The organism is Wolbachia endosymbiont (group B) of Dolichovespula media (genome assembly GCF_947179505.1).
Taxonomy (GTDB): domain Bacteria; phylum Pseudomonadota; class Alphaproteobacteria; order Rickettsiales; family Anaplasmataceae; genus Wolbachia.
On sequence record NZ_CAMXBR010000003.1, the window covers coordinates 991,250 to 1,015,240 of the forward strand.

Sequence of the window (23,991 nt, forward strand, 5' to 3'; positions counted from 1 at the left end):
AATGAACTATGCTGCACTTGATACATATTTGGAGCCATTACAAGGCATATTTCAAGAGGAAGGTGTAAATGAAATATCAATAAATAAACCGAAGGAAGTATGGATTGAAAATCGCGGTGAAATAAGATGCGAAAAGTTAGAAATATTTGATCTTAATCATTTAAAATCTCTTAGCAGGTTGATTGCTCAAGCTACAGAACAAAAACTGAGCGAAGAGACACCGCTGCTTTCAGCTACATTACCAAATGGTTATCGTATACAGATAGTGTTTCCTCCAGCATGTGAGCCTGATAAAGTAGTCATTTCAATTCGTAAACCTTCTTCTATGCAATTGGCATTGGATGATTATGAAAAAATGGGGGCTTTTTCTGAAACTGTTATAGGAGTGACCGATAATCCAGTAGATCGTCATCTAGATTTGCTACTGAAACAAAAAAAAATAAAAGAGTTTTTAGAATATGCTGTAATAAGTAAGAAAAATATCATAATTAGTGGTGGAACTTCCACTGGTAAAACCACTTTTACTAATGCTACTTTGCGTGCTATTCCATCTGAAGAAAGAATTATTACTGTTGAAGATGCAAGAGAGATAGTTTTGAATGATCATCCCAATAAAGTCCATTTAATTGCTTCTAAAGGAGGGCAAGGCAGGGCAAAAGTGACCACTCAAGATTTGATAGAGGCATGTTTACGTTTAAGACCAGATAGAATAATAGTTGGTGAGCTGCGTGGAGCAGAAGCTTTTAGTTTTCTTAGAGCAATAAACACTGGCCACCCAGGGTCAATATCAACTCTTCATGCGGATAGTCCGGCAATGGCTCTTGAGCAAATAAAACTTATGGTTATGCAAGCAAATCTTGGCATTCCCCCAGATCAGATCATACCATACATTAGAAATGTAATTGACATTGTTATTCAACTCAAAAGGACCAGTGGTGGAAAAAGAAGCATTTCTGAAATATTATTTACTAGATCTTCAAATGAAAATACTTAAATTTATACGTAAGTTAAGAAAAAGTAGTTTATGAGTAATGGAAATCACCTACGCAATATTCTCATAGGAGGTGTAGTATCTTTTAGCATACTTGAATTTTGCTTCTATTTGTCTGGTATATTATTCTATCTGTTTGTTGACGGTCCAGATGGTGTAGATTTTAGAGCAATTAATCCTAGCTTGACACCTTTTCCTCAAGCTCTCTGGCCGACAATTTTTGATCATATACAATATTGTTGGCATCATCCAGAGCTATATAGCTTTGAGCTCAAAATTAAATTAGTTGTATCTTCTGTACTGCCTCAAATTGTTTTGATGATTATTTTGTGGAATGTGAGAGAAAGACTAATTGAGTGGCGGCCATTTAAAAAGAAAGAATCACTTCATGGAGATTCACAGTGGGCATCAGAGAAAGACATACGAAAAGCGGGATTAAGAAGCAAAAAAGGTCTATTGCTTGGTAAAGATAAGAGAGGATATTTTATTGCTGATGGGTTTCAGCATGCATTGCTCTTTGCACCTACGGGCTCTGGTAAAGGTGTTGGTTTTGTAATTCCTAATTTGTTATTTTGGAATGATTCGGTAATTGTGCATGATATAAAATTAGAGAACTATGAAATAACAAGTGGTTGGCGAGAGCGACAAGGACAAAAAGTATATGTATGGAACCCAGCGCAGCCAGATGGGGTAAGCCATTGTTATAATCCACTGGAATGGATTAGTGAAAAACCTGGACAGATGGTTGACGATGTGCAAAAAATAGCTAACCTAATCATGCCTGAACAAGATTTTTGGCAAAACGAAGCAAGAAGCTTATTTGTTGGGGTGGTACTATATTTACTTGCTGCACCAGAGAAAGTTAAATCTTTTGGTGAGGTTGTGCGTACGATGCGTAGCGATGACGTAGTTTACAATCTTGCTGTAGTTTTGGACACAATGGGTAAAATAATACATCCGGTAGCGTATATGAACATTGCAGCTTTTTTGCAAAAGGCTGACAAAGAAAGATCAGGTGTTGTGTCAACTATGAACTCGTCGCTTGAATTGTGGGCAAACCCATTGATCGATACTGCAACTGCATCAAGTGATTTTAATATTTTGGATTTTAAAAAGAAGAAAACTACAGTTTATGTTGGTTTAACTCCTGATAACTTAACTAGGCTCAGGCCTTTAATGCAGGTTTTTTACCAACAGGCAACTGAGTTTTTATGTAGAAAATTGCCATCGGATGACGAGCCTTACGGCGTATTATTTTTAATGGATGAGTTTCCAACACTTGGAAAAATGGAGCAATTTCAAACGGGCATCGCATACTTTCGTGGCTATCGAGTAAGGTTATTTTTAATCGTTCAAGATACTGAACAGCTTAAAGGAATATATGAAGAAGCAGGAATGAACTCCTTTTTATCAAACTCAACCTATAGAATAACTTTTGCAGCCAATAATATTGAAACGGCTAATTTGATATCTCAGCTTATAGGAAACAAAACTGTACAACAAGAATCATTAAACAAACCTAAATTTTTAGACTTGAATCCTGCATCAAGATCATTGCATATCTCTGAAACACAGAGAGCATTGCTCTTACCTCAAGAAATTATTATGCTGCCACGTGATGATCAAATAATTTTGATAGAATCGACTTATCCAATTAAGTCAAAGAAAATTTTGTACTATAGTGATAGCACATTCACAAGGAGGCTGATTAAACCAACACGTGTGCCTACACAAGAGCCATATGATCCAAACAAGGTCTTTTCTGCTGCTAACAAAGATAAGATTAGTAATGAAGAAGAGAGTAATGCTATTGAAGCTGCTGATTATCCTGTTGAAGCTAAAACTGAAGATGCAATATACGATGAGCCAGAGATTGAAGATGGATTTGAAGACGAGGATATTGATGATAAATTTGAAGGTGGTGATGGTTTTGATGATGAGGAAGACGATGATGGGTTTGATGATGAAGACAGTAAGGATGAATTTGACGATGATGATGAATTTGAAGATGAGGACAAACTAGACGGCAATAAAATCGAGGATAGAGGTTAATTTTACCTATTTTTTAGTTTAGAAAATAATTAGTTTTTTCATATTAAATCATTTTTAATTAATTAGTACTAGATTAGCTATTTTAACTAGAGGAATAGTCATGATGAGTAAAAAAACATTAGCAGTTACGGCACTTGCTTTATTGTTGTCACAACAATCTTTTGCAAGTGAAACAGAAGGATTTTACTTTGGTGGTGGATATTACGGTCAATATTTGAACTTGGGTAAGTTGAAAGCAAAAATTGGAGGCAAAGATGCTACAGATGATAACCGTGTATCTATAAATGACATAGATGCTCAGAGAACAGAAGGTCAGTTAATAAGTAAGTATAAAGGAGATTATAACCCACCTTTTGCTGCAAATGTAACGTTTGGTTACACAGGAGAACTAGGCAATAATAGCTATAGAGCTGAATTGGAAGGGATGTACTCTTCTGTAAAAGTAGATAATGTTGGTTTATCAAGTAATCAAGTAACTGTTTCGTATCTAAAAGACGTTGGTGAGAGTGCTAATAAAAAAACTTATATGTATAAAACTGTAATTAATCATGACCAAGTAGAAAACGCATCTGTAATGGCAAATGTTTATCATTATTGGAAAAGTGATAGTTTCTCTTTTTCTCCTTACGTTGGTATTGGAGTTGGTGCAACAAGAATGACAATGTTTGAAAAATCGTCAATAAGACCTGCAGGTCAATTGAAAGCTGGCTTTGATTATCGTATAAACGAAGATATAAATATGCACATCGGATATAGAGGTTTTGGTGTTCTTGGTAGTAATGTTGATTTTGAAGCAGAGGTGTTAGGAGAAATGAAAGCAAAGCAACAGGTAAACCCAGATGGAAAAAAGATATTAGAATTGAATAAAAGTCAAAAACCATCGGACCAGAAGTTACACAAAGAAAGTATCAGTATAGGCAATCAAGTGTTTCACACACACGGTATAGAAGCTGGTCTTACTTTTCATTTTGCAAGCAAAGCTTAACTCTGATAGAGACTATTTTCCTGGTAGCATGTCTGCGTCACACGACTGTAGCTGCTAACCAGGTGACAACTTTCTCGTTATCTGAATATTTTCTTTCTTGTAATTCAGGCTCTTTTTTCTCAGTTCCAGCGTGTAGGGCTGGAACAACAATAAAGAACATATAAAGAATGGTTATGCAAGAAGTCTACTTTTTATTCTTAATTAACTCTAAAGCCTTCTTCAGATCTATACTTTCAATATCTGCATTCTTGCCCAAAGCAACGTTTGTTTTACCGCATTTTATATAGAATCCGTACCTACCGTTGCAGATAAAAACTTCTTTTCCCTTTTCATTAAAACCAAGAGATTTTAGCTCTTTGCGTGGGCTGCTCTCAATAATTTGTATAGCTTCGTTTAATTGTGTGTCTAATACCTCCTTAGAGCTTTTTTTAAGAGAAAAGTATCGACCATCATAGAGAATATAGTATCCAAATCGTCCAAGACCTATTTTTACTTCCTTTCCAGTTTCTGGGTGTTCTCCGATTATTTTCGGCAGGGAAAGTAATCGAGTGGCGGTATTTAGGTCAATATCATTAACATTTATATCTTTTGGTACAGAAATCTTTTTTTTCTTTTCTGACTCACTATTAAACTCCAGATAAAGTCCAAAAGGACCTTTTTTGATCATTACCTCTTGGCCTGTCACATCATCTATACCCAAACTTTTTGGATATTCTGAATTGTCATTACTGTCCGTAATTTCTTTTGTATGATTGCATGCAGGATAGTTAGAACATCCAAGAAACACACCGGCTTTTCCAAAATTTAATTTCAATATACCACCAGAGCAATTAGGACATTTTTTACCTATTTCTTCCTTTCCTTCCTCTGAGCAAAACCAATTGACTACCAAATCATGAATACCACTAAAAATCTCATCATGTGTCATTTGCTTAACAGAATTTACATGATTAAAAAATGGCACCCAAAAATAGCCTAGTTCTTTTTTCCAATCTGCATGTCCATTTGAGATTGAATCAAGCCTTTCTTCCATTTGTGCTGTAAAGTCATACTCTACACAACGCTGAAAAAAAGTTTCCAAAAATATAGTCACGATCTTACCGCGGCTGCTTGGAATAAATCTTTTGTTATCCAATGAAACATATTCACGATCTTGTAATACCGAAATAATTGTTGCATAAGTTGATGGGCGACCTATACCGACTTCTTCCATTTTTTTTACTATACTCGCTTCACTATAACGAGGTGGCGGTTGAGTAAAATGCTGTTTCGGATCAACAGAAATCAACTTGCACGCTTCCTCTTCCTTCATGGAAGGTAGCAGGCCTTCATTTTCGGCTTCTATGTTATCTTGATAGACTTTATAAAAACCATCAAAGAATATACTTGATCCACTTGCTCGCAGAATCACTTTCTGGTCAATAGAACTAATTTCAACTACCACTTGATCAAGAATCGCCGATTCCATTTGACTTGCGATGGTTCTTTTCCAGATTAAATCGTACAATTTAAATTGCTCTGGCGTTAAGTAATCCTTAATACTACCCGGCGTTCTATTAATATCAGTTGGCCGGATTGCTTCATGTGCTTCTTGAGCATTTTTGACCTTTTTTACATATTTACGAGGAGAATGCGGTAAATATTTATCACCATATAATGACTTAATTGATCCCCTGATTGAGTTTATAGCCTCATCTGCAATATGAAACCCATCTGTACGCATGTAAGTTATCAATCCTACGGTTTCACCACCAATATTGATACCTTCATATAAATTTTGCGCTACTCGCATAACATTTTTCACATTAAAATACAGTTTATTCACTGCATCTTGCTGAAGACTTGAGGTGATAAATGGAGGAAGCGGGTTTCTCTTAACTTGCTTGCGTTCTACTGTGCTTACAGCATACTGCCTTGACTCGATCTCCCTGACTAAGTTCTTTGCCTCTTCTTCATTCTTAATATCAAATTTTTCTAGCTTTTTATTGTCATAGTGGCTTAGCATAGCAAAAAAAGCCTCATCTTTGCTATTTTGCATTTCTGCCTTTATGCTCCAATACTCCTGTGTTATAAACTTACTGATTTCATCCTCTCGTTCGCATATAAGCTTTAATGCAACAGACTGCACTCGCCCTGCAGATTTGCTTCCCGACAATTTTGTCCACAGCAGCGGTGACAAGCTAAATCCAACTAGATAATCCAAAGCTCTGCGTGTTTGCTGTGCACGCACTAAGTCCATATTAATTTCACGTGGATTTTTTATAGCTTCTTGCACTGCTCTTTTTGTTATTTCGTTAAAGACTACTCTATGAATGTTGCTTTCATCATTGATTGCTTTTCTTTCCTTTAGTGCCTCTATCACATTCCAAGCTATTGCTTCTCCTTCTCTGTCTGGATCTGTTGCAAGGTATATATCTGATGTTTTACTAGCTTCCTTGACTAACTCTTTTACATACTTTTCTGCTTTTTCAATAATCTCATACTTCATGGCAAAGTCATTATCAGGATCAACAGAACCATTCTTCGCTGGCAGATCTCTGACGTGGCCAAAAGATGCAGCCACTTTGAATTCTTTACTCAAATATTTACCTATCGTCTTTGCCTTTGCTGGCGACTCAACTATTAATAATGCCATAATTATTAGTACTTAAAGGTAATATGTTGAAATATATAGAATAAAAAGTAAAAAAATATTTTAATGGTCTTTCCAATTTTTCTAAGTAATTGTTTGATGTTCGCAAAAAAACTAATGAAAGAACCTGCTTTATAAATTTTTTCAACTCCCTTACCATAAGGATAACGCTATACTATTTATCTTCGTCTGTGCAGATTAAACGACAAAAGCATAACGCAGTTGTCGTCTTATTTTTAATTTTTTGCACTATGTGCATCTTATTTCTTTACAAAACTTCCAGTTTTTTAACCATATAAGCTGAAACGGGTTGTTTAAGACAGGCCAATTTTCAGGATTAGAGCTAGCTAATAGGGGGTTTCTTTTGTCTTTTTTCTACTTGGTAAATTTCTTGATATTTGTAGCTAAAGTAATTTAAGAGAGGTGTCATCCCAGTGCTCCGACACTGGGATCCAGTTAAATTTACGAGTATAAAAGTAATCAACGTTTCTGATGATGGAAAAATGGATCCCAGTGTCGGAGCACTGGGATGACAAGAAAAGGAGTACTGGAATGACAAGAAGGACATTCCACCATTTCATTCCAGCGGATGACCAGATTTTTTTATTTGATCCCAGACTGGCTGGTTATGCAAGTTCCAATTTTAATAATATTTACACATAAGCCATACGCTTGAGTTGCAAAGTTCTAAAAAGCAGCCAAAATAAAAATAAGTAGACATTTACAAATTAAACTAAGTGTACAATCAACAAACAAGAGTATTGATTGCAACAATACTCTGTAGAATCGCAATATGGTATGACCATATGCTCTTTATTGATCTGGTTAATATAATGAGTAGAGAATTTTGTTATGCAAAAGATATCTACTACAGCATATTGCAATTGTTTGGAATTGCAGGAATGGGTGCAATGGTAAGACCACTTGGTGCATCTGTATTTGGTCACATTGGTGATAGGTATGGAAGGAGAATGGCGTTAACGATTGCTATCTTGCTAATATCGATTCCTTCTAGTCTCGTTGCGTTTATTCCAAGTTATAGTAAAATAGGAATAACCTCTACTATGTTGCTTCTTACAATCCATCTGATACAAGGGGTTGCACTTGGCGCTGAGCAAGGAGGTAGCTCTGTTTATCTCATAGAGCATTTACCTAATAAGAAAAAACTAGGAATGTTTTTTGGAATAATAAGTTTTGGTCGCTCCATTGGCATATTGCTCTCTGTGGCTGCAGTGATCATCTGTAAAAAAACCACTGATTTTAACGCTTGGGGTTGGAGGCTGCCGTTTATTTTTTCAGCCATTTTAGGATTAATAAGCGCATATAGTATATATACACTAGGAGAAACTCCAGCGTATGAAAAAAATCGAGAACAAAGAAATTTACCTAATTTACCAATAATAGAGCTTACAAAACGCTATAAGAGAGCCCTGATACTTGCCATTTTAATATCTGTACCTGTTAATGTTGCTGTTGGATTTACCATATTTCTTAGAACAATTGCAAAAGAAATAGTGTCTGTTGAAACTTATGTAACAACGTATGTCAACGAAGTTGTACTCATTATAACCAGTATATTAATGCCGATATCTTCAATAGTGCTTGGAATTTTAGCTGATAAAACAGGAAGAGAACGCACTGCAATCTTATTTATAGTGATAACAATGGTATTATGTTGTCCTATGTTATCTATTGCATATTACTATAAAAGCTATCTTATAATCATGTTGAGTGTGATGGCTCTTTCTATAATCGAGAGGGGTATTAATCCTATAGGGATAGTTACTGCTGAGCTTTTTCCTACTAATGTTAGATTTAGTGGTGTTAGCTTATCACGCAACATCTCTTTTGCCTTGCATGGAGGATTTACTCCTATGATATGCACTTGGTTTACTATAATGTTTCCTAAAATAGACTTTGCTGCTGGGCTTTATGTAATTTTTTGCTTATTAGTCAGCTTAGTAGCAATATTGCAAATAAAACCACAAGATAAAAAGTGTGATTGGTAATTTTCTCTATTTAAATTTATTTCACTTATTTAGCTAATTTTTATTACAATTATAATTTTGGCTTTTATGAAAACTGCATACGTATGTCAATTCTGCGGTCATAGCACTGGAAGGTGGGTAGGAAGGTGTATTGCATGTGACAGTTGGGATACGGTTGTCGAAGAAATAGTACTAAAAACAGAAACGAGAAGTACATCTGCACCAATTTCAATAAAAGCGTTATCAGATAGTGAAATTATTACCCCCGATCGTTTTTTAACAGGAATAGAAGAGTTAGATAGAGTTTTTGGTGGAGGTATCGTTCAAGGTGCTAGCATTTTAATTGGTGGTGAACCTGGAATTGGAAAATCTACTCTTTTGCTTAGGATTGCAGCTAATGTTGTACAACTTTCCTCTTTTGAATGTCTTTATGTATCTGGCGAGGAATCTTTAGAGCAAGTGAGCCTCAGAGCAAAGCGTCTTAAGATAAATGAACCTAAAATTAAGCTTTTATCTACAGTATCTTTAACTGATGTAGTAGCAACAATAAGGAAAAATAAAAGTATTAAGTTCTTGATAATTGATTCTATACAAACTATGTATGATAGCAAAGTCACATCAGCACCAGGAACTGTAACTCAAGTCCGTACCTGCGCTCATGAATTGACTGTTCTTGCAAAGCAATATGGTGTTTCTCTCTTAATAGTTGGCCATATAACGAAAGATGGACAAATAGCGGGACCTAAAACCCTGGAGCATATGGTAGATACAGTACTATATTTTGAGGGTGAAAATAGTAATCAATATCGCATTTTACGTACTATTAAAAATAGATTTGGCCCTGCAAATGAAATTGGTGTTTTTGAGATGTCTAAAGCAGGACTCATGCCTGTTGATAATCCATCATCATTATTCTTGACCGTACATGATAGAGAAGTAGTTGGCAGCGCCGTATTTGCAGGAGTTGAAGGCTCAAGACCAATCTTAATGGAAGTGCAAGCATTAATAGCAAGGACTAATATGGCAACTCCAAGAAGAGCAGTAGTTGGTTGGGATATTAATAGATTAGCTATGATAATCGCGGTTCTAAGTGCTCGTTGTAAAATGTTTTTGCATGATAAAGAAGTATACCTAAACATTGCGGGAGGACTCAAAATACAGGAACCATCAGCTGACCTTGCTGTTGCTGCTTCCCTTATTTCAAGTTTAGTAAATTTACCGCTACCAACTTCTTCAATAATCTGCGGTGAAGTTGCACTTTCAGGAGAAATTAGAAACGTTTCGCATGCTGATCTCAGACTAAAAGAAGCACAGAAATTAGGATTCAAAAAAGCGATTATGCCTAAAAATGGCAATTATTCTTCTCATGATATAGAGATAATTAAGCTTGGTCATATAAAAGAGTTAAAAGAGGTCTTCAATCAAAGTTAAATATTATCTGCATGAACATTGTGCTTGTGAGAAGGATGTCATCCCAGCTTCCATAATGTCATCTGAGTAGGTGACATAGGCTTCTTTTTTTCTGGATTCCAGTGTCAAGCACTGGAATGACACCATCATACCTGTTGGAGTATGTATGTAACCTTATCTCACACTCCTGTCATGTCAGTGCCCAGACACTGGCATCCAGTCTTTTCGTCATCAAAAAAATTGTAAAGTGTTTACCAAATTAGCTGGATTCCAGTTTCACGCACTGACCATTTGCTGTTTTTACTCATAACTACCTTGTCTGGACGAATACGAAAACAAGTAGCTAATTATCGCATAAAAAAAAGAAGATGTAGAATATCTTCTTTTTTATGATTAAAGATACATTAAATCTTGATTGTGTATTTCCTCTGCTATAAGCAATAATTTTTCGCTCTCATCAAAGAGACTTTTTGCGCTAGCTGCTAATTTCTCACTAATTTGTGGTAGACATTGTCATAATATACTCCTTAAATTTTTAAAATATATTTATGTTAGTATACAAGTATCAATATTACATTAATATAATTACTTTTTAGGCATGAGTGACAAGCTGAAGTGGTTTTTGGTTGCCCACAAAACATATTAGATCCTTATTTCATATTCTTTAAAATATTTTTTTTCTTATACTTTCTTTATAAAAACCATGGGCGCCCATTGATTTTTATTGGCTAAAGTAAAGATCAAGTATCTGGAATTCTGGACATAAAATCCTCCTGTATAAAAAAGAGTTAGAAAAAAAATGCAGTGCACATACGACAGATATACACTGAAGAATACATTTTTTAATAAGTTTGATTAAAAAGTCTGCAGACTAAAGATAGATTTTGAGCTCTTAAAATATCTCTATTTGTAATTATAATGAGATTGAAAATATGCGGAAGTAATTTTTATACGTTAGCTATCTATAACGGCTCACCCAACCCACTTGCAATCTGGATCCCAGACTGGGATGGCAAGAAAAGGCTACTCGGATAGGAAGTACTGGAATGACACCATCTAAAAATTGAAGCTTGGTCATATGAAAAAGTTAAAGGAAATCTTCAATCACATTTAAACAGCGCTTCAGCAAACTCTTTGCCAGTAAATTCCCTCAGGTCTTCTATACTTTCACCAATTCCTATAGCGTGTAATTTCACCTTATAAGCTTCTGCAAGCCCAATCACTACTCCACCTTTGGCAGTACCATCTAGCTTTGTTACAATTAACCCGGTAACACCAACCATTTTACTAAACGCCTCTAATTGGCTATAAGCATTTTGGCCAGTAGTTGCATCAAGAACTAAAATAACATCATGAGGAGCAGTATCATCCAATTTCTTTATCGTTCTATGTATTTTTGACAGCTCTTGCATGAGATTTACATTGTTTTGTAGCCTTCCTGCTGTATCAATCAAAACAACATCAACGCTCTCTTTTATCGCTTGATTTACAGCTCTATATGCCACACTTGCAGAATCGCTACCGTGCTCTCCAGTAACAATAGAGCAATCAGAACGTTCTGCCCAAATATTTAATTGCTCACTCGCAGCAGCTCTGAATGTGTCGCACGCAACAAGCATAACGGATTTTCCTTTTTCCTTATATTTATGGGCAAGTTTACCTATAGTTGTAGTTTTTCCATTACCATTCACTCCGCATACCATTATTATGTGTGGTTTTTTATTCAAAATGAGCGGCTGCACAACAGGGTTTAATATTGTTTTTATTTCGCTCATTAACTGCTGTGTGATAATGTTATGTTCAACTTCTGATTCAAATTTGATACTTGCGAGCTTATCAATAAGCAATCTAGAAGTTTTATGACCTATATCCATGCTAATCAGCAGCTCTTCCAGATCATCTAAAAGCGACTGATCTAATTTTTTTTTGCCAGAAAAAATATTTTTTACTCCATCACTAAAACGGGAGGAGGTTTTTAATAGTCCTTGATAAAGATTACTGAATAAACTCAAGAAATACTCCTTCTAAAATTACCATATAAAGAATGACATGCACTATATGTATTTGTAAAGTAAATACACTCGTAACCTATATATTTTATGAGTAAAATGTACCGCTTGCTAGTGTATTTTACTTTAGTTTTTAACCTAAATATGTTATAATGTAAGTAATGGTTTACGGGTAATCTATGAGTTATAATGAGAAAATTTTAGATCATTACGAAAATCCAAGGAATGTTGGTTCTCTGGATAAAAATGATCCAAATGTTGGTACTGGTTTAGTTGGTGCACCATCATGCGGAGATGTAATGAAACTGCAAATAAAGGTCAACGATAAAGGTGTTATTGAAGACGCAAAATTTAAAACTTTTGGTTGTGGTTCTGCTATAGCTTCAAGTTCTTTGCTTACAGAAATGATCAAAGGAAAAACTATTGAGAATGTAACAAAGATAAAGAATACTCAAATAGTGGAAGAATTGTCTTTGCCGCCAGTAAAGATACACTGTTCAGTACTTGCTGAGGATGCTATAAAAGCTGCTATTCATGATTATCAAAATAAACAAAAACATTGAGGAATATGAGTGAATTTCAAGGAGTAAATTCTGTTAAAAAACCTATCACTCTAACTGCAAATGCAGTAGAGAGGGTAAGGTTTTTATTGGACAAAAAGAAGCATGCTAACCTTGAAGAAGCAATAGGAATAAGAGTTCTAATTAAGCAAAAAGGATGCTCTGGTTTAAAATATGATATTGAATATGCATATGATGTTCGTCCTTTGGAGTCGGTAATTGAAGAAAGCTGCAGTGATGATCAAAAAGTCAAGGTGCTGATCGATCCAAAATCTATCATGTTTATCCTTGGCTCTGAAATGGATTATGTAGAGGAAAAATTCTCATCAGGTTTTATTTTCAAAAATCCTAATGAGAAAGGAAAATGTGGTTGTGGAGAGAGTTTTCATGTCTAGCAACCATTTCACATTATTTGGAATTGAACCGGCTTTTAACATCAGCTTTGATGAGCTGGAGAAAAAATATATTGAGCTAAGCAAAACTGATATAAATGAAAGAGAGTCCAAAAATATGGAAAATATCAACAAAGCTTATCAGGTACTGAAGTCACCGCTAAAGCGTGCCGAACATTTGTTGGATCTTTTTGACGTACAAAGCAAAAAAGAGCATCTTGATCCTGAAATATTAAATGAATCAATGGAAATAAGAGAATACTTTCTAGACTGCGATGATTTACAATTTGCAAGTAGGATGATTGATGAAAAGGTAAAAGATTGTACTAAAAACCTAATTAATGCTTTTGCTACAAAAAATTTTGATGAAGCTTCTACGCAAGTTTTTAGATTGAGATATTTATATAAGTCATTTGAGGAGATAAAGGAAAATGCGGCCAGTTCAAATTTCTGAACCAAGTTCAAATGAGGTAGTTTTTGGTATAGATCTTGGAACTACTAACTCTTTAATTGCCATGGTAAATAAAGCTGGCAATGTAGAAATATTTAAAGATGAGCAAGGTCGTGAACTATTACCTTCTGTCATTTCATATGAAAAGGATGTACTAAAAGTAGGCTACGATGTTGGCGAAAACGCTATCTGCTCTATAAAACGCTTAATGGGTAAAAGTGTTAAAGACTTGCATAAAGAAGGTATCAATTGTGAAATAGATAACGAAAGTGAAAAAGTTATTAGGGTAAAATGCTCAGAAGAAAAGTATCTCACTCCTATTGAGATCTCTGCTGAGATACTAAAAACTCTATGCAAGAGGGTAAAAAAATTCACAGGGATGAAAGTTAACAAAGCAGTGATTACTGTACCAGCTTATTTTGATGATTCAGCACGTAACGCAACCAAATATGCAGCAAAATTAGCTGGCATAGATGTTCTTCGCCTCATTAATGAACCAACCGCTGCAGCACTTTCTTACTCCATTGAAAAGAACAATAACAGTGGCATATATGCAGTTTATGACCTCGGTGGTGGAACATTTGACATTTCAATATTAAAATTACATCAAGGAGTGTTTCAAGTTCTTGCAGTTGGTGGTGATACTAAACTTGGTGGTGATGATTTTGATCATCTACTTAGTTTAATCGTGCTTGAAAAGTATAGAGAACAGGTAGGTTTAAATAAAAAATGCTCTAGTGTCATCCCAGTGCTCCGACACTGGGATCCAGAAAGTTTGATTGCAAGTGAACACACCAGAAAGTTATATAATAAGAACTGGATTCCAGTGTCAAGCACTGGAATGACACCATCTGATACAACTACCTACAAATTACAACATTCATACACTAAAACTGGTATCTGCAATATACGTGCTATAAAAGAGTACCTAAGTGAAGATACCTCTGGCACTTTTGAATTCAGCATCAATGGTGAATTATTTAAGTGCAAAATTACCAAAGAAGAATTCGAGCAAGCAATCAGTCCTTTGGTTAATAAGACTATAAATATAGTTACTCGTACTATAAGCAACATAGATCTTAAAATCGATGATATAAAAGGGGTAATTTTAGTTGGTGGCGCAACTAGAGTGCCATTAGTGCAAAATTCACTAATCAAGCTCTTTGGCAATAAAGTGCTGAATGATGTGGATCCGGACAAAGCAGTTGCCAATGGGGCAGCTTTGCAGGCTCATTATTTAACTTCAAACTCAAAAGATAGGAATATTCTCCTTGATGTGCTGCCTTTATCACTTGGCATAGAAACTATGGGGGGAATAGTTGAAAAAATTATACCAAGAAATACACCACTACCAGTTTCAGAAATAAAAGAGTTTACAACTTACGCTAACGGGCAAACAGCAATGAAAATTCACGTTTGTCAAGGAGAACGTGAAATGATAAAAGATAATAAATCTCTAGCACGATTTGAACTCAAAGGTATACCACAATTGCCTGCAGGTTCTGCAAAAGTTGAAATAGGATTTACAGTTAGCATTGATGGAATATTGACTGTCACTGCAAGAGAAAAAACTACTGGAGTCGAACAGACAGTTGAAATAAATTCAAGCTCTGGCTTAAGTGAAGAAGATATTCAAGATATGGTCAATCAGTCAGTAAGTAACTTTGATGAAGACATGAAGGCTCGTTCCCTTGCAGAGGCTAAAATTAACGGTAACAAGCTCATACATCTAGTTGAAAATGTTTCCATTGAGCAAAAGTTAAAAATTTTACTACAGAACGCAAAAGACGCTTTACAGGAAAATGACTTAGACAACATTAATAATGCTATCTCTGAGTTAGAAAACTCTGCTTTAGAGTTATGCGAATCAGAAGACAGATAGAGTTCATAAAACTTTGTGAAGTACCCTGTCAAATCTCAGAGCAATAGGTAACCTAAAATCAAACGGTAACCAATCAACTTTGCCTAATTTAAACGATAAACCAACCATGCTTACGCGCCCAACTATATTTTCAGTTGGTATTAACCCAATTTCAGAAAACCTGCTATCAAAAGAATTATTTCTATTGTCTCCCATAACAAAAAATTGATCATCAGGCACATAATAAACTGGAGTATTGTATGATAACTTGTTAGAAAGATTATCTATTAGAATTTCATGCTCCTTGCCGCTCGGGAGTGTTTCGATGTATCTTGCTATATTACGCTTTGACTCATAATCAAAAAAATTTTCAATTTGTCTTCGCTTTACTTTCTGATCATTTAAATATAACTCCCCCTCTATCATTTGCACTTTATCGCCCGGTATTCCTATTACCCGCTTAACAAATCTAATGCTGTCATTTCTTGTAGGCTTGAAAACTATTATATCACCACGCTCCGGAGGGGTATAAAAGATTCTACCGCTAAAGATGTTTGGAGAAAATGGAAAAGAGTGTTTACTATAACCATATGAATATTTACTAGTAAAAATATAATCTCCCTCAAGTAGAGTGCTTTTCATTGAACCAGAAGGAATATGAAATGGCTCAAGTAAAAAACTACGTATTGATAGCGCAATTAGTAGCAAAAAAAACAGTGAAGATAAAAACTTTCTCGTTCTTGCTATCCGGTTCTCTCTCAATTCTTTCAATTTTATTTTCTTTATAAATTTAAGCTTATCATAACACATAAAAGTGGTAATGTGAAATTTTACTCATGGGTGTTATTGCTCTTTTCGAAAGTCGAAATAAGCCCTTAAGTAATTGACAGTGATTGATAACCAATAGACATCATTTGCTATGCAATATTGTATAAATCACAATGCTAGTTTTACTGAAAATTATACTATTTTAGATATAATTATAATATTTAAACTTAAGGTATAGGGATGAACCCTACAATTAGAAAGGTTTTTTGTATTCTACTTATAGTATTATTTATTTCTTTTTCTCATGTTGGAAGTGCTGCTAACTCTAATGACGATACAACTGCTCAAGTAATATGTAATATTATTGGCTACGTTTGGGGAATAGGTGGACCGCTTATGACCGTAGTGATAATAGGAGCAGCTTTACTTGCAATATTTGGTAGAATGCCGTGGCCTGCTCTTTTCGCCCTCGGTGTATTTTGCGCTGTGTTTTTTGGCGCTAAAACTATTGTCATAAAAGTAATGGGTGGTATAAACTCTACAAATGCCTCTTTTATGGAAGAATGTGGAACGGGAGATAAAAAAAAGAGTCAATAGGACTATTTCTTTCTAAAGCAGACTTGGTGCACAGCTTCAACTATATTTTCCACTTGTGGTAATGCTTTCTTTTCTAGGTTTGCAGCATAAGGTAAGGGGACATCCTTGCCGGTTACCCGTACAACCGGAGCGTCAAGGTAGTCAAATCCTTGTTCCATAACCATGGCTGAGAGTTCTGCTCCTATTCCTGCAAATGGCCAACCCTCTTCTATGCTTACTAATCTATTGGTCTTCTTAATAGAGTTAATAACTGTTTCAGTGTCAAGTGGTCTTAAGGTTCTGAGGTCGATAACTTCAGCTTCTATTCCTTCACTAGAGAGTAAATCTGCTGCATTTAACGCATCCATTAGTTTCAATGAAAAAGCAGTGATAGTTACATCCTTTCCTTCCCGTATAACAGCAGCTTTGCCTATCTCAAGTAGATAATCTTTATTTGATAGCTCAGAATCAGGAATCTCATGTTCATGCCCATAAGCGATCTCGTTTTCTAGAAATATTACTGGATTAGGATCACGAATTGCAGCTTTAAGCAGACCTCTGCAATCAGAGGCAAAGTAAGGTGCTATTACTTTCAAACCTGGAACATGCGAATACCAAGATGCAAAGCACTGAGAATGTTGTGCGGCAACTCTTGCTGCAGCTCCATTTGGTCCACGAAACACTATAGGGCATCCAAGTTGTCCACCTGACATATAATTTGTTTTTGTTGCGGAATTCACAATTTGGTCAATAGCTTGCATAGAAAAATTAAAAGTCATAAACTCAACAATAGGTTTGAGCCCAGCAAACGCTGCTCCAACAGCAAGACCAGCAAATCCATGTTCGGTAATAGGTGTATCAACTACCCTATTTTCTCCGAACTCTTTCAGTAATCCTTTTGTTACTTTATAAGCACCATCATACTCTGCAACTTCTTCACCCATGATAAATACATCAGGGTCATTTTGCATTTCTTCTCTGATTGCCGTGCATAACGCTTCTCTTACACTTAAGCTTGCCATTTGTAAATCTGTAAATTTCAACTGAAATAACTATATCAAAATTACCAGGAAGCGCACAAGTTAAGTTTTACAAGCATCATGTTGCATTGAGCATTGAATACTTACTTCTTTTAATTCAGTAGGTTGCTGTGATAGTGCGTATGTAACTCCACCGACTATCAATGAAGACATCACAGAAGTTGCAATCATCAATAGAATTGGTAATTGGAAGGCTACACTAAAGGCAACACCTACTGTCAACATGATTGCAAAGTTTACAGAAGCAATTTTTAAGAAAGACAGTTGTGCTTTTTCTGTTTTTTCTAGTAATACTTTATTTGCTTTGGTTTTGCTTAATTCACTATTAAGTGTTGTATTTTTACTTTTTAGATCTTGTATTTGTTGTTTTAGTGATTGATTCTCTTCACTGAGTTTATCAAGTACTTCTAACCTATTCTCATGTCCAGCTAAGTCACTCTTTAATTTTTCTAGTTCTTTCTCAACATGTTTTAATTCTTTACCTGGCTTTTCTAACTTCCGAATTTGTCTATCTTGCAACTGAATTTGAGGTTGCAGACTTTCTAAAATTTGGTCATTAACTTCATTAGCTGCTCCATCGTTATTTATTTCAGAGCAGAAAGAAGTATCAAATGTAGCCTCAGACTCTAGACCGCTGTCGTCACTACTAACACTTTCACCAGTAATAGAATGAGAAGCGATTTGCTCACTCTGAATATTATCATTATTCCCTTTCCTTCTTTCATTCCACATTTGTATTTCCACTGCTATTGATTTTTCTCTATCATTTCCTAATTTAGTAATTCCATTCACAAATGAACTGACTCGAGTTATATTATCATTCTGAGATGAGTGGTCACAACTTCCTTCTCCAACTTGGATGTGAAAGCCTTTTATCTTCTTTCGCGAATGATTTTCTTCTGCCTCCTCTAACATTTGTACTATCGCTTCCTTATTTTCTGTATTACCTACCACCTCCCTTGGAGTCTTATTTTTACTTTTTAATGAAGGATTCACTCGATCATCACTTAGTAGTTGTTTTACCATGCTTTCATGTCCACAAGAAGCAGCAATATGCAAAGCAGTTATTCCATCATTTCTAGATCCATCTTTTACTCGAGCGCTAACACTTGCTTTCTTTTTCATTAGAAATTCCGCTATCAAAAGATTGTTGCATGCTGTAACAAGATGTAACAACGTCCAATCTTCTGCAGCTTCTTCTGAAATTTTTATACTAAATTGATGTTCTTTACTAAAATTTTTACTAAACTTGTTGTACTCTCCTGCATCTTTTCCTTTTAACTCATTCTTTATTTTTTCAAGTAAATTATCTTCATCCAAATCGCTACTTTCACTTACCTCATTTATTATTTCAAAAAACTTCTCCTTCTCTATTGCCATAACCTTTCCCTCTAAATTTATTTTTATCTCTGCATAATCTCACAAAAAAGTTAAATTTATCAAAATTCTATATTTTATATAAAATAAAATTTCCTGTTTCCAAAAATTGGTAAGCATGTTTTTGATGAGATTGTAGAAAACATACTTTTATGACACCATTTATTGTACGAACTAACTTGGCGAAAACAGATGTTTATATAGTTGTGTGGCAAAATGTTTTGCACTAGTTGTGCTATCTCGTTTTCCGTAATAGTTGAAAAAATTAGTAGAAAGTTGTTGTAAGTTTATGTATTTTGAGGCTGTAATGGTCAAAGGTACATGAAGTATGATCAGAGTTAAAGGTGCAAGAGAGCATAATTTGCAGGGTATTGATGTCAATATACCAAAAAATAAGTTAGTTGTTATAACTGGACTAAGTGGTTCTGGTAAGTCTAGCCTCGCATTCGATACGATTTATGCAGAAGGCCAACGCCGATACGTCGAAAGTCTATCGGCTTATGCACGTCAATTTCTTAATATTCAAGATAAACCAGATGTTGAGTCAATCACAGGCCTCTCTCCTGCAATATCAATTAATCAAAAGTCGATCTCAAAAAATCCAAGATCAACTGTTGGAACCGTTACTGAAATTTACGATTATGTACGTTTGATATATGCACGAGTAGGAATACCTTATTCGCCTGTAACTGGGTTGCCAATAACGAAACAGGCTGTATCTCAAATTGTAGATACTATTATAGCATTACCTTTAGAAACTAAAATATATATACTTGCTCCTATTGTGCGTGGCAGAAAAGGAGAGCACTTCAAAGAGATATTGGAAATTAAAAAGCAGGGTTACGTGAGACTAAAAATAGATGGTGAAACATACAATATAGATGACTTGCCTAAACTCGATAAAAACAAGAAACATGATATTTTTGTTATTGCAGATAGAATCTCCATATCAGATGATATAGGAAATCGACTACCAAGCAGTGTAGAATCAGCATTGAGTCTGGGCCATGGCTTAATGTATGCAGAAATAGTGAACTTACCTGATAACCACAATTCCGAGTATAAAAATGGTCAAACTTTAACTTTCTCAGAGAATTTTGCATGTCCTGAGTCTGGCTTTACTCTTGAAGAAATAGAGCCAAGATTGTTTTCTTTTAACAGCCCCTACGGTGCATGCAGTTCATGCAATGGGCTCGGTAAAAAACTAAGTGTTGATGCAAAGCTAATAGTGCCAGATGAAACGCTCTCGATATCTGAAGGTGCTTTAAAGCCAATTGGATCAATATTCCGTCAAGTGCATACAAACTATGGATTGCTAAAAAATGCAATTCTATCACTGGCTGAAAATTGCAAATTTAGCCTTGATGTTCCGTGGAAGAATATAGACCAAAAAGTGAAGGATTTAATACTTTTTGGCTCTAGAGAAATGAAATTTCAAGGTTTGGTCAGTATCCTAGAACGCCAGATGGATTACGATGCATCACTTGTTGATAGGTATTGTTCTGTTACTGACTGCAAAGAATGTGCTGGCTATAGATTGAGAAAAGAAGCACTTACAGTGAAAATTGATGAAAAACATATAGGTGAAATATCAAGGCTCAGCATCGATGAATCCCTTAAGTGGTTTGGAAATTTATCAGATAAACTTACAGAACAACAAAGGCAAATTTCAAATAAAATATTAAACGAAATAATCAAAAGGCTGACATTTTTAAAGAATGTAGGGCTAAATTACCTTACACTTGACCGTGAATCTAGCACTCTCTCTGGTGGTGAAAGCCAGAGGATCAGGCTTGCTTCGCAAATTGGTTCTGGTTTAACAGGAGTGCTATACGTGCTTGACGAACCCTCAATTGGCCTTCATCAATGTGATAATGATCGATTAATTGCCACACTTAAAAATCTGAGAGACATGGGTAATACTGTGATTGTTGTTGAACATGATGAAGACACAATAATGGCTGCTGATTATGTGATTGATATTGGTCCTGGAGCTGGCGTGAATGGAGGAAAAATCGTTGCAGAAGGAACACCACATCAGGTACAAAAAAATTCAGAGAGCATAACAGGACAGTATTTAAGTGGAAAGAAGGAAATTTCAATTTCAAAAAGAAGAAAGCAAACAACTCAGTTCATAAAGGTAGTTAACGCATGTGAGAATAACTTAAAAAATATAAATGTTGAATTTCCTATAGGGAATCTTATTTGTGTTACTGGAATATCAGGAGGAGGAAAATCAAGTTTAGTAATAGAAACACTATATAAATACTCAGCACAGAAGATAAATCATTCATCTGCAAAGCATGGTAAATGCGATAAAATAGAAGGCCTTGAGTATATAGATAAAATTATAGAAGTTGATCAGTCACCAATTGGTAGGACCCCAGCATCAAATCCAGCAACATATGTTGGTATGTTTACTCACATCAGAAATTGGTTTGCAGGTCTCCCAGAGTCGAAGGCACGAGGTTACAATATAGGCCGATTTTCATTTAATACCAAGGGAGGAAGATGTGAAGCTTGTAAAGGTGATGGGCATTTAAAGATCGAGATGCATTTCCTACCGGACGTTTATGTGAAATGTGAGCAATGTAGAGGACAGAGGTATAACCGAGAAACATTGGAAGTTACTTACAAGGGAAAATCAATTTCTGATGTGCTTGATATGACAATAGATCAAGCATGTGACTTTTTTGAAAATCTTCCAATGATAAAGGAAAAGTTGATTTCTTTACAGGAAGTAGGGCTTGGTTATATAACGCTTGGACAGTCGTCAACAACGTTGTCCGGGGGTGAAGCACAACGAATAAAGCTGTCTAAGGAACTATCAAAGCGATTTACCGGGAAAACATTGTATATTCTCGATGAGCCAACAACTGGGTTACATTTTGAAGATGTAAATAATTTACTGAAAATACTCCATAGGCTAGTTGATTTAGGAAATACTGTTATAGTTATTGAGCACAATTTACATGTTATAAAAACTGCTGATTACATAATAGATATTGGTCCAGAGGGTGGAGTAAAAGGTGGCGAAGTGGTTGCTGTAGGAACTCCAGAAAAAGTTGCACAGACTCCAAAAAGCGTTACAGGCAAGTATCTTAAAACATATTTATTGGATCAAGTATCGACTATTTCTTAATAATTAGGTTATGAGGAGCATTTTAAAAGGTATACCTAACATATTTAATTCATGAATCTTCTCTTATTAAAAAAAGCTACAGATCTCATATTTCCAAACGTATGCGTAAGTTGTGAACGTATAATTGATAAAAGTTATGATTTATGTAGTGAATGCAATAAAAAAATCAATTTTTTAACTAAGCATTACTATAATGTTTGTGGTGTAGTAATTCCAGATAACATTGATACATGTGGTAGATGCATCAGTAACCCTTCACCATTTAAAGTATTAAGATCAGTTTTTGCCTACGATGAACATAGCAAAAATATGATTATAAATTTTAAATTTTTTGATAACTTAAACTACATGAAAGTCTACGCAAAGTGGATGTACAAAGCTAACAAAGACATGTTTCAAAATGCAGAGGTCATAATTCCCATACCGCTACATAAAATACGCTTATTTAAACGTAAATATAATCAAGCAGCATTGCTCGCGAAGGAATTAAGTAAGTTATCTTACTTATCTTATACACCATTTGCAATAAAACGTATTCGTCACACTGTACCTCAAGCTGGTCTTTCACTTAAAAGGCGTGAAAAAAATTTGAGAAAGGCTTTTAAAATAAGCAACAGCGAAATTATCAAAAACAAAATTGTGATATTGGTTGATGATGTAGTAACAACTGGTGCAACTGCAAGGTCTTGCTCTCAGGAAATTTTAAACTCTGGTGCAAGAGAAGTGAGAGTGCTATCGCTTGCAAGAACTGTATGAAAATCAGCTTTAAGGTATAATTTTCATTTTTGAAAACTGTTTAGTTTCTTAGTACTAACTTCTGTATCATTTCTCTTAAAAAAATTCTAGTTATAGTGTATACTGAGCCTATAATTATAGCCCTTTTTCTAATAGTTCGAATAGCTGGATATTCTTTCTGGCTCAATTTTTTATAGCAAACCAATGGTTTGATTAAAATCAGGAGAATATGGAGGCAGATATATAACTTCAGCACCGATACTTTTAACAAATTCACTTATTTTCTATAAAAAGTTGCATTATCCAAAATCACCCAGCAATAAAGCTTGAACTAGCTATTAAAAACGTCTGTATCGCAATAGCCTTCAAAAATCATAGGCGCCATAATTTTTCCCTTATTCAAAGCTGCAATCATATTTTTGAATACTCACTGCATTCAGAAAAAAATAGGTACATGCTAGTGTAATAGCAGTGGATATAATAATTGGAACAAGTAAAAAAGCCTCTATTAGTTTTCTTATAGAGCTGGCTGGTTTAATGCTGTTATTATTCAATGATGCAAAATAATTTTCACTAAGGTTGGCCATCCATTTTGCGCCAGATAAGACCCTCTCACTATTTTTTTTAGATAAGTTGACTTGTATTTGCTTTCCCATGTTTATAATTATGCTAATAATAAACATGATAAGATCAATATAAATTTTTTACTTCCGTGTTTTTTCTATTGTTGTTTATAATGACTATAGTTACATCACATATTTCTTTCAATTAAATGGATCAGCACCGGAACAGACAAAATCTGTTAAACCAGAAAGAAACGTCCTAATGCACATTGCAGTAATTTTTGGATATAATTTTATGAAGAAGTGCTTCTGCAGTTATAATCGAGTTCGCAATGGTGCAATAAATGCCCGTGGATCAGTATGATTTTGGAAGGGACGGTCAAACCATTGATGGAGCTTTTTAGCTACCTCGTTTAGAAGATTGTGTAATATAACCGCCCCAAGCTAAAGCACTTCTTC

General features: G+C 35.0%; 17 protein-coding genes and 1 pseudogene. 12 read left to right on the forward strand and 6 right to left on the reverse strand.

Annotated elements, in window-relative coordinates:
• Position 1 precedes the first annotated feature (1 nt).
• From virB11 to OM967_RS07455, 3 genes are all read left to right on the forward strand, one after another.
• Positions 2–994, forward strand: a complete 993-nt coding sequence (virB11, locus tag OM967_RS07445) for a P-type DNA transfer ATPase VirB11 (protein WP_019236952.1) — start codon at positions 2–4, stop codon at positions 992–994.
• A gap of 30 nt (positions 995–1,024) precedes the next feature.
• The gene (locus OM967_RS07450; protein ID WP_211907957.1) at positions 1,025–3,043 is read left to right on the forward strand and encodes a type IV secretory system conjugative DNA transfer family protein; all 2,019 of its coding nucleotides are present in this window, start codon (positions 1,025–1,027) and stop codon (positions 3,041–3,043) included.
• A 100-nt stretch (positions 3,044–3,143) separates the two neighbouring features.
• Positions 3,144–4,028 (forward strand): P44/Msp2 family outer membrane protein, encoded by an 885-nt coding sequence (locus OM967_RS07455; protein ID WP_211907959.1) that lies wholly within the window; start codon positions 3,144–3,146, stop codon positions 4,026–4,028.
• A 184-nt stretch (positions 4,029–4,212) separates the two neighbouring features.
• Here OM967_RS07455 and topA read toward each other — a convergent pair whose 3' ends face one another.
• Entirely contained in the window at positions 4,213–6,663 is a 2,451-nt protein-coding gene (gene topA / locus OM967_RS07460; RefSeq protein ID WP_211907961.1) for a type I DNA topoisomerase, read from the reverse strand.
• Positions 6,664–7,397: 734 nt separating this feature from the next.
• Here topA and OM967_RS07465 point away from each other — a divergent pair.
• Together OM967_RS07465 and radA are read left to right on the forward strand one after the other, a co-directional pair.
• The gene (locus tag OM967_RS07465) at positions 7,398–8,669 is read left to right on the forward strand and encodes an MFS transporter (RefSeq protein ID WP_250120338.1); all 1,272 of its coding nucleotides are present in this window, start codon (positions 7,398–7,400) and stop codon (positions 8,667–8,669) included.
• Between the two features lie 66 nt (positions 8,670–8,735).
• Complete coding sequence (gene radA / locus OM967_RS07470; protein WP_250120339.1) at positions 8,736–10,079, forward strand: DNA repair protein RadA; 1,344 nt, start codon at positions 8,736–8,738, stop codon at positions 10,077–10,079.
• Between the two features lie 1,079 nt (positions 10,080–11,158).
• Here radA and ftsY read toward each other — a convergent pair.
• Positions 11,159–12,070 carry a signal recognition particle-docking protein FtsY gene (gene ftsY, locus OM967_RS07475; protein ID WP_211907967.1) on the reverse strand — a complete coding sequence of 304 codons (912 nt, stop codon included), beginning with the start codon at positions 12,068–12,070 and terminating at the stop codon, positions 11,159–11,161.
• A gap of 176 nt (positions 12,071–12,246) precedes the next feature.
• Here ftsY and iscU point away from each other — a divergent pair, with 176 nt between their 5' ends.
• From iscU to OM967_RS07495, 4 genes are read left to right on the forward strand one after another with little or no spacing between them, the layout of a single operon-like run.
• On the forward strand, positions 12,247–12,630 hold the full coding sequence (iscU, locus tag OM967_RS07480; RefSeq protein ID WP_007302620.1) for a Fe-S cluster assembly scaffold IscU: 384 nt from the start codon (positions 12,247–12,249) through the stop codon (positions 12,628–12,630).
• Positions 12,631–12,635: 5 nt separating this feature from the next.
• Positions 12,636–13,022, forward strand: coding sequence for a HesB/IscA family protein (locus OM967_RS07485; protein WP_006012614.1), 387 nt, complete (start codon positions 12,636–12,638; stop codon positions 13,020–13,022).
• On the forward strand, positions 13,015–13,473 hold the full coding sequence (locus OM967_RS07490; protein WP_250120340.1) for an iron-sulfur cluster co-chaperone HscB C-terminal domain-containing protein: 459 nt from the start codon (positions 13,015–13,017) through the stop codon (positions 13,471–13,473). Before OM967_RS07485 ends, OM967_RS07490 begins: the two co-directional genes overlap by 8 nt.
• The gene (locus tag OM967_RS07495; RefSeq protein ID WP_250120341.1) at positions 13,451–15,352 is read left to right on the forward strand and encodes an Hsp70 family protein; all 1,902 of its coding nucleotides are present in this window, start codon (positions 13,451–13,453) and stop codon (positions 15,350–15,352) included. Before OM967_RS07490 ends, OM967_RS07495 begins: the two co-directional genes overlap by 23 nt.
• Before the next feature lie 3 nt (positions 15,353–15,355).
• Here OM967_RS07495 and lepB read toward each other — a convergent pair whose 3' ends face one another.
• Positions 15,356–16,141 carry a signal peptidase I gene (gene lepB / locus OM967_RS07500; protein WP_264337857.1) on the reverse strand — a complete coding sequence of 262 codons (786 nt, stop codon included), beginning with the start codon at positions 16,139–16,141 and terminating at the stop codon, positions 15,356–15,358.
• A 198-nt stretch (positions 16,142–16,339) separates the two neighbouring features.
• On the opposite strand from lepB, the gene OM967_RS07505 reads away from it, so the two are divergent.
• Positions 16,340–16,696, forward strand: a complete 357-nt coding sequence (locus tag OM967_RS07505) for a TrbC/VirB2 family protein (protein ID WP_007302624.1) — start codon at positions 16,340–16,342, stop codon at positions 16,694–16,696.
• A gap of 2 nt (positions 16,697–16,698) precedes the next feature.
• Here OM967_RS07505 and OM967_RS07510 read toward each other — a convergent pair whose 3' ends face one another.
• Entirely contained in the window at positions 16,699–17,697 is a 999-nt protein-coding gene (locus OM967_RS07510) for a pyruvate dehydrogenase complex E1 component subunit beta (RefSeq protein ID WP_211907975.1), read from the reverse strand.
• Positions 17,698–17,757: 60 nt separating this feature from the next.
• On the reverse strand, positions 17,758–19,095 hold the full coding sequence (locus OM967_RS07515) for an ankyrin repeat domain-containing protein (RefSeq protein WP_264337858.1): 1,338 nt from the start codon (positions 19,093–19,095) through the stop codon (positions 17,758–17,760).
• Positions 19,096–19,420: 325 nt separating this feature from the next.
• Between OM967_RS07515 and uvrA the strand changes: the two genes are divergently transcribed.
• Positions 19,421–22,234 carry an excinuclease ABC subunit UvrA gene (uvrA, locus tag OM967_RS07520; RefSeq protein ID WP_264337859.1) on the forward strand — a complete coding sequence of 938 codons (2,814 nt, stop codon included), beginning with the start codon at positions 19,421–19,423 and terminating at the stop codon, positions 22,232–22,234.
• Between the two features lie 51 nt (positions 22,235–22,285).
• Positions 22,286–22,990: a ComF family protein gene (locus tag OM967_RS07525; protein WP_264337860.1), complete on the forward strand. Its 705-nt coding sequence runs from the start codon at positions 22,286–22,288 to the stop codon at positions 22,988–22,990.
• A gap of 165 nt (positions 22,991–23,155) precedes the next feature.
• Here the strand turns inward: OM967_RS07525 and OM967_RS07530 are convergent.
• Positions 23,156–23,387, reverse strand: a pseudogene (locus tag OM967_RS07530) (transposase); the annotation flags it as partial.
• Between the last annotated feature and the right edge of the window lie 604 nt (positions 23,388–23,991).